General features: G+C 66.1%; 1 protein-coding gene. It reads right to left on the reverse strand.

What is annotated here, in order from left to right:
• On the reverse strand, window positions 1–2,298 hold a 2,298-nt coding region (locus AB0I18_RS51820), incomplete at its 3' end, for a right-handed parallel beta-helix repeat-containing protein (RefSeq protein ID WP_363112853.1).
• Window positions 2,299–3,115: the final 817 nt, after the last annotated feature.

Raw genomic sequence — 3,115 nt, forward strand, 5'->3', positions numbered from 1 at the left:
TCCGTTCTGGTTGCTGTTGCGTACGTAGAGCCGGATGTTGGTGGTGGCGACGTTGGCCGACGGTCGGTAGACGACCGGCGCCGCCGTGTTGATCGTCTGGTAGGGCATGATGTCGATCCAGGCGTTCTGGCCGGCGCTCCACCGCTGCACCTTCCAGTGGGTGGTCATCCAGGTGCAGCAGTTGTCCTGCTGGATGGTGAAGGCGAACCGCTCGTAGTCGGCGCCGAGATCGAACTGCACCCAGGACTCGTTCACGGTGGAGCCGGCCTCGCCGGTCTCGGTGACGCCGTCCCACAGCTTGCCCAGGCCGCTGTCCCAGGCACTGCGCTGCGACACGGTGGAGTGGTCGGCCAGGTTCTCCCTGGGCACCTTCCACCGCAGCGCGGCGTACGCCGGTTCCAGGCCCGCCTGGTTCATGATGGTCCGCGCCTCGGCCGGCCAGGCACCGTCTGTCACCACGTGCGGTGGCCCGTCGCCGTCGTAGATGGCCCCGCCGAGCCAGTTGTCGGCGAAGTCGGTGTAGTTGTGCGACGCGTACACCGACAGGGGCTGGCGGTAACGCGGGGAGAAGTCGAACCGCCCGCCCTTTCCGACGTTGTAGTCCCAGCGGGTCTGGTGACTCTGGTTGTCGCTGTAGTAGTTCGCGGTCGACGTCGAGTGGTGCACGTGGTTGTGGCTGACCACGCTGCCCGGCCACGACCCGAACGAGTAGACGGCCCCCGAGTCGTGCACCCCCCAGGGCTGCTTGGACGTGGCGTTGTACACCTCGTTGTGGCGGAACGTCGTCTTGCCGATCCCGTCCACCCCGTCGAGGAGGCTGGTCTCCTCCGCCTTGCGCTGATGGAAGCCGCTGTATGCGGTGTCGTAGACGAGGTTGTGGGTGACTGCCACGTTGTAGGTGTTCATCAGGCTGATCCCGGTCGCCGGGAAGAAGTCGTCACCGGTGTCGGTCACGACGTTGTTGCTGATCGTCACGTTCTTGGTGCGCTGGGCGCCGTTGACGTGTACGTCCATCCACCGGCCGGCGATGATCCCGGCGGCGGTCAGGTTGTGGAAGAGGTTGCCGGTGACGGTGACGTCCTCGGCTCCGGTCAGCAGCTGCAGTCCGCCGCTGCCCATCTTGCGCACGGTGTTGTCGGTGAAGGTGATGCCGCGGGTGTTGGTCAGCTTGATCTGACCGGGCACCTCGCCGCCGTAGCCGTCCTGGTTCGGATCCTTGAAGGGGTCGTCCGCGTACTGCGCCTCCGCCTGCGAGCCGCCGATGAACCGGTCGCGAGGCAGCAGCCAGTTGCCGTGCTCGAACGTGATGCCGTCGAACGCGATGGCGCTCGCCTTCGCGGACGGGCCGGCCCCGGCCACGTTCACCAGCGTCTCCACCACCGGCGCGTACGCCCCGGCCTGGTTGACGTCCTCTCCCGCCCGCGGGTAGTAGTACACCTTGTTCGTCGCCCGGTTCAGGTACCACTCGCCGGGGGAGTCCAGCTCCTCGAACGCGTTGAGCACGTAGAACGTGTCGTCGTAGTCGAGCGAGAAGCCGTCGTCGCGGTTCAGCCGCGCCTGGAAGTGCGGCTGCGCCAGGCGCACCCGCTTGTTGGCGCCGTTTGTGCTGATGTCCGCGACGGGGAAGTAGTCGATCTTGAAGCCGATCGCGATGTGCAGCAGCCGAATGTCGCGGACGTTGGTGTACGCCGGAACGCCGGCCGCCGGGAACTGCACACCGTCGTAGGAGCGGGTCGGCCGCTCCGGGTTGGCCGGTGGGTTGGGGATCGATGCCTCGTCGAAGAAGCCGTTGCCCACGATGCCCTTGCCCATCGCCAGCTGAGCCCGCCGGTCGCCGACGTAGAGCTGCCGGAAGTAGTCGGCGTAGCCCGCCGACTCCGGTACGTCGGCCACGAAGTAAGGCTGGTCGGTTACCCGCTTCCAGCCCGTGACGGCCTTACCGCCGTCAATGATGGGTGTCTCACCCGGATACGCCTGGTAGACGACCTTGAACCCGTTGGAACCCGAGTCCGCCTCGGTCAGGTTGAAGGTGGCCGTCCGGGTATGCCGGCCCCCGCGCAGGCAGACGCCGAGGTCGGCCCGCATGTCCTTGTTGAGCTCGTGCTGTCGGATGTGGTCCCGCGCCCGCTCCAAGGTCGCCCAGGGGCGATCCGATGAGGTTCCGGCGTTACCGTCACTGCCCGACGCGGAGACGTAGAAGGTGCACGCCGCTGCCGCCTCCGCCGTACCACCGACCACCAGCCCAGCAGCCAGCACGACCGCCGCCACGGCGCCCGCGACCACTCTGTGTTTACTCATCAACTCCACTTTCGACTTGTGCAGGGGACGGGGGTGCACGCAGATGGCGGCCGCGCAGTCCCGCCGACCATCAACTGGGTCAATAGAGGATCACCCATGGGAAATGAACCAGAAACATTGAGCGAACAGGAGCGCACAGTAGCCGGTGACCAAGCGCACATCAAGGGGGTTCACTCGGGTAACTTGAAGACGTTCTCGCCGCCGCTTTCGGGTGGGCGCTTGTCTCTTGACGTGGACCTTCTAGCCACTACGGTGAGCCTGCCATGAGGCGGCAGTCTGGTGAGGCTTCGCCTTAAGGCGTTCCACTCCTCCGAAATGAAACATACGCATCTGAGGTGCTAGGTGGCTGAGTATTCCGCCCAGATCACGGTGAACGACCCGGTCCAGCTGGACCGGGTGCCCGCGACGCCTGCGGTCGACACCCACATCCATCTGTGGGACCGAGGCCGGCATGGGTACCCGTGGCTCGATCGGTGGACACGGCCCGGATCATCACTCGAATCCCGGACACGCCAGAGAAACGGGACTTCGTCGAGGGCACAACGTTAGGCATTGAAACCTTGGTTGATGGTCCAGAGTTGTCCCTGTAAACCTGGACGCCTCCAGAGACGAGCCACTTCCAGGAGCTGCTCGCGCCACTCGACCTGACCGGGCAGGTGGTGACATCGCGACGCGCTACGGCAAGACCCCGGAAAGCCACCTCGCCGGGCTTCACCTGCGTTGCGCCGGGCCGGCCCGCGGGCTCAGGTGCGGGCGGCCGCCAGGCAGGCGAGGGCGGCGATGATGACGGCGACGCGGACGTAGTGGAAGCGGTCCC

The sequence above is a fragment of the Streptomyces sp. NPDC050704 genome (genome assembly GCF_040654355.1).
In the GTDB taxonomy this organism is placed as follows: domain Bacteria; phylum Actinomycetota; class Actinomycetes; order Streptomycetales; family Streptomycetaceae; genus Streptomyces.